Source organism: uncultured Thiodictyon sp. (assembly GCF_903828115.1).
GTDB lineage: Bacteria > Pseudomonadota > Gammaproteobacteria > Chromatiales > Chromatiaceae > Thiodictyon.
The window spans coordinates 1-4,973 of sequence record NZ_CAIKKU010000169.1 but is presented as its reverse complement, the minus strand read 5'-3'; the positions used below and the strand labels follow the sequence as shown (position 1 = coordinate 4,973).

Annotated in this window: 3 protein-coding genes; all 3 read right to left on the bottom strand. The window is 59.3% G+C overall.

Annotated elements, in window-relative coordinates:
• Positions 1-394: 394 nt before the first annotated feature.
• On the bottom strand, positions 395-1,390 hold the full coding sequence (locus QZY48_RS06045) for a P63C domain-containing protein (protein WP_295429022.1): 996 nt from the start codon (positions 1,388-1,390) through the stop codon (positions 395-397).
• A 606-nt stretch (positions 1,391-1,996) separates the two neighbouring features.
• Positions 1,997-3,793: a hypothetical protein gene (locus tag QZY48_RS06040; protein WP_295429020.1), complete on the bottom strand. Its 1,797-nt coding sequence runs from the start codon at positions 3,791-3,793 to the stop codon at positions 1,997-1,999.
• Positions 3,777-4,973 (bottom strand): phospholipase D-like domain-containing protein (locus QZY48_RS06035; RefSeq protein WP_295429017.1); only part of this gene is annotated, 1,197 nt, incomplete at its 5' end. The genes QZY48_RS06040 and QZY48_RS06035, both read right to left, overlap by 17 nt.

The following is a 4,973-nucleotide window of genomic DNA, read 5'->3' as shown; positions in this document are numbered from 1 at the left end:
GGATTCCGAACTGGGCATACGCCAACATGGCATCTCTCGACGAGGCGCTTACAGAAATAATCGGCTCATTTGGCGGAAAGTACAGAATCCAATTCTCTCACTGCTGATATAGATCTACAGTTATTTCACTTGAGGTACTTACTGCGGCAAAGTCTTCTACCCGCATGTGACAGGGATGTAGGTGTGGGAAAATATTCATACGCTAACCACCTCTTTTCCGGGTTCCGAAAGCTGTCCAGGGCCAAGCACTTGGGGCCGGGAGTTTTGGCAGGGTTTGGCCGGATTTGGGCAACCCCCCCCGGAAAAGCCCTCCAGCGCTAACCCCCGCCCCTCTGGCACCCCCCTGGAAAAGCTTAAAACTTCAGTCTCTTAAGACGGAATGTTAGAGCAATCTTCATTCAAGCAGCATAGGTATTGTATGGCCCTTCTTCGGAAATGCGCGATCCAACAGGCGGATGAAGTCATCCCAGCATGCGGACGCGCGCATAAATCCGATGACCGCATGAATATGCTGCGCCAAGGCGGGGTGCCCGATATCTTCTGAGAGCCATTGGTGGTGCTTAGTACGCCGATTACCGCGGTCATTCTTCGGGTTGATCCTTTCCAATTCTTCCACGATCCCCGGAGCGAGACGCTCATACACAACATCCGTTGTATATCGACCGACTACGCCAGGACGTGCAACAGACAGCGGGTTGTAACCCCAGCCTTTCAGGCGGAACATCTCTTTGTAGAACTCGTCAGGGAAACGCTTAGCCCAGGCAGCGAACTCGGTGCGCAAGAATTTATCCAGGATCGCCTGGAGCGCCATCCGGTCGCGAACCTCTTGGTATCCGGTAGCTTCGTCGACCAACGCGACGACGCCAACATGGGCCAAGCCGCGCATCAGTATGTCAGCTTGCTGCGCCTTTTCTATCTGCTGCGCCTGCAAGGCCCCCGCGTCTCTCGCTCGAAGCCAGATTTCGCAGGCAGCAGGAAGAACCGTTGCATCATACCCGGTGACCGTTCTTGTCCCGTCAAGGTACTGAACCGGCGCGAGGGGCCCATCCATAACTTCTTGAGAAATGAATGGCTTAAGCCTGTCTGGCGCCAAAAACAGGGGAACAGGGGCACCTGCTTCAAGTTGCGATTTTTTCAGCCTTTTCGATGCCCCGCTGCGCGATCCAAGCAGAGCGTTGGTGATGCCGTTCTCCGTCAAGACCCGTCTCCCGTTATCAAGAACGGCGCAAGGGATTCGGGTATCCCCGATCACGATCTCCCCGCGGTGTGTGGCTCTTGGGATACCCCAACGGGCCGCCGCAGCCGTCTGGGCGATCTGCGACCGTTCTTCGGGAGACAATTTCTCGGCGCGTGCGATGCCACCGGCAGAGTTCGGGCTTTTCTCGGTCATGCTTGCGGGCTCCTGTACTATGCTTGCAAACGCAAGCATACCACAAGACTAGCGCAAGCATAGATGTTCTGATTCTTGATCTAACGCCATGTTCCAAGAGATCCTGCTGGTGGACTTGCAGATTGTTGTTGGAGGACGGTTCGGCGAGAACCTAGAGACTGCTCGGGCGCAATGACCATGCGCCCGCCGGCATTGAGCGGCCCCAGGGGCGCACCGTGACGGCCTAGCGTTGACCCACATGTCATGGTCCAAGGCGCCGCCCTGGCAACGTCCCATGACCCGCTCACTGTCCCACCAGTACGCCCACGCCCAAGGGCCGGGGTAACCGAGTCGTGTGTTGTCAGTGTCCTGTGGGACCTGCTAGTGCGCGTGGGTCAATCCTCAGCGCAGTTCGCCGACGGAACGGCACGACAACCGATGCAGAAGTTGTCGGCGAGTTGGGCGCGAGCGAGGGCGTGCCATTCCGGTACGGTGGCGGCGGCGGCGTCAAAAGCAAAGGCCAGTTGTCCGTCTGGTACAGGTCGACGCCGAGGACTTTGCACCCGTCGATTCTGGTAACCCATATCCTGCAACCTCTTCGTTGATCTGAGCATATTACGTCTTGGCTCATCCTTCCAGCGCCCGAATCAGCGCGTCCCGATCCGTTCGCCACTCCCGTACCAGCGAGATTACGTCGTCCCACCGCGATCCCGCTTCCTTCCCGTCGCTCTCCACCGCCAGCTCTTGCAGTTGCTCCAGTTCTTCGAGAATCGGCGTCTTCCAGGATTCGTTCGGCGGTAGCGGGCCAAATATCTTGAGTCTCGGTCTCACCAAGCGATTTAGCAGCATTACCTGTTGTGGACTCATTGAAGCGCTCCGAGGTCGGGTTATAGACATCCCTGTATTGCTCTGCTTCTCTTTCGCCGGTGAGTCCGAAGGATTCTGCTGGGCGGACAGGCGGGCCTTGCTCCGCTCCTTGGCGCGGTTCAGTAGTTCCTTGGCCTTCCTGTCGATTTCCCGCATTGGCGATCTCCCTTCCCTGGAAACTATTCGATCCATTACCGCGCGGATGGAAGCCTCGGGCCAACGAGCGAGAATCTTGGGCAAAGCGTTGAGTGCAATGCCGTCCCAATACCACCGATCGGCGTACCGCTCCAGCAACGCTTCGTTCCACGGAAGGGCTGCATTAGCGCTGAGGCTGCGCCAGTCCCATCTGTCCGCGTAACGGTCGAGAAGCGAGTCGCTCCAAGGCAATGCGCAGTTTCGGCTCAGCCACTGCCAATCCCAGGACTCGGCATAACGCGCGATCAGCCTGTCACTCCAAGGCAATCCCTGAGTCTTGCTCAAAACCTTCCAATCCAAATTATGCGCGTAACACTCGATAAATTCTTCGCTCCAAGGCAAACTTTCGTTTGAGCTGAGCGAATCGTACCAGCGGTCGTGATAACGCCGCATATAGAAAGGGTCACATCCTTCCAGCGGTAAGTAGAACATATCGCGCCGAATCCACCAGACCCATCGCTCCTCGTAGCGACGAACTAGGGCCTCGCTCCACGGGAGGGCTCTGTTCTCGCTCAAGAGTCCCCAATCCCAGCGATCGACGTAGCGCTCTAGCCACGCTTCTGTCCAAGGCAATGCCTCATTGCAACTGAGTCTGGCCCAGTTCCATCGCTCCTCGTGACGATGAATCAACGCTTCGCCCCAGGGGAGACCCATATTCTCGCTCAAACAGTTCCAATCCCAACGATGCGCATGGCGTTCAATAAACGCTTCGGTCCAGGGTATAGCTCCATTCTTACTTAAGAGTCCCCAAGTCCACAAATCGGCATACTGATCAACAAGATCGCATGCCCAAGGAAGATTTTCGTTTTCGCTTAACTGCTCCCAATCCCACATTTCGGAGTAGGAAGCAATAAGTCTATCACTCCAGGGCAGCGCTTCGTTGCCGCTGAGCTCCACCCAGTCCCAGCGTTCAAAAAAGGTGTCTATGAGAAGATCGTTCCAGCGTAAAGCCATGTTGCGACTGACGCAAGACCAGTCCCACGAGTCGACGTAGCGCTCAATCAGCACTTCGCTCCAGGGCAGTAAAGCGTTCTGACTGAGAGAGTGCCAATCCCATCGATCCGCGTAGCGCTCAATCAGTGCTTCGCTCCAGGGCAGCACTTGGCTCTTGCTAAGAGACTCCCATTGCCACAGGTCGGCGTAGGGATCGATCATCGCTTCGCAACATGGATAATGCCGTGAGACCGCCTCAACAAAGGCCCGCGACGCCTGCGGATGCGTCGCAAAGAACTCGATATACCGCTCCCGCTCGATCCGCGCAAGCGTCTGTCCGGCAATCCGCAACTGCCGGTTGGCAATGACCAGCGCCTTGGGGCTACTGACAACCAGTGCGCCGGGGTTGGATTCAGGCGTCTCGCTCATGCTCGGCAAGCTCCGCTTCCAATTGTTCGATGGCCTGTTCCAGCGCAACCCGCTGTTCGGTGAAGTAGGCGTCCCAGTCGGTCAGGTCCTTGAGGGTGCGGTAGGTGTCGGCGCGGTGCAGTTGGTGGACCTGGGCGGCCAACTGGTCCAGGTCGCGGCGCAGTACCGTGATGGCGTGACCCAGTGACTCGGCCTCGGTCAGGGTCAGGGAGCGGTCGACGAACAGGTGTCCCTCGCGCACCGCGGCATGGATGGCGCGCACGCCGCCCAGATCGTTGTTGCGATAGGCGGCCTGGAGTTGGACGAAGAGCCGGTTGGCGTGGTCGCGGTCGGCCGCGTCCACCTTGTCCGGGTGGCATTTCTGGCTGGCCTGTCGATAGAGGCGTTTGAGTTCCTTGAGGTCGTCGGGCGGGAGTTGCGGGGGCGCCGGGGTGTCGCGGGCGGTCTCGTTGGCCTCGCGGTAGTCCTCGTAGTCGGCGCGGGCGCTGTCGGCCTCCGCCGCGGTCTCCCGCTCGACCGCGGCCTGGCGGCGGAGCTTGTCGGCGCGTAGCTCCAGGTAGCGGGTGATCAGGTCGCCGATCTCGTGACTGGTGCGGAGCGAAAAGGCATGAATCAACCGCTCGATCTCGGCCTTGTCGTCGGACAGGGCGGTGACCTGATATTCCAGGCCGCGCAGGGTTAGGCGCAGATCGGCGATTTCCTGGTCTGTGGCGATGGTCAGGGCCGTGGCGCGCTGGAGGTAATCGTCGATCCAGGTCAGTGCCGTGGCGGTGTCGCGGCCTTGCAGGGCAGTGAACAGGGGTTCGAGACGGGCCGCGGCACCCGCGGGGCGGAGCTTGTCGAGTTGCGGGGTGAGGCTGTCCCACTCGTCGAGCAACAGGAGGTTGCGGACGATCTCCAGACGACGGCGCAGTTGGGCCTGGTCGATGGCCGGGGTGCTTTGACCGTGTTTGGCCAGGAGGGCGTCGAAGGCGTTGAGGTAGTCGGCGGCGATGCCGGTCTCAAGGTCGTCGTCACCGGCGGCGATGACGGTGATGCTCTCGTCGTTGGCCTGCGCCCGCCTGGTCCAGTTGTAGGACCCGATGATGACGGTCGCGCGGTCGATGACACAGAACTTGTGGTGCATGATCGGGTCGCGGTCGCCGCCCGTCGCGATCAGGGAAACCTCGCCGCCGCAGTC

Bases quoted from the DNA above. Each gene is read 5' to 3' on its own strand.
- QZY48_RS06040 (WP_295429020.1), bottom strand. From the start codon at position 3,793: ATGAGCGAGACGCCTGAATCCAACCCCGGCGCACTGGTTGTCAGTAGC.
- QZY48_RS06045 (WP_295429022.1), bottom strand. From the start codon at position 1,390: ATGACCGAGAAAAGCCCGAACTCTGCCGGTGGCATCGCACGCGCCGAG.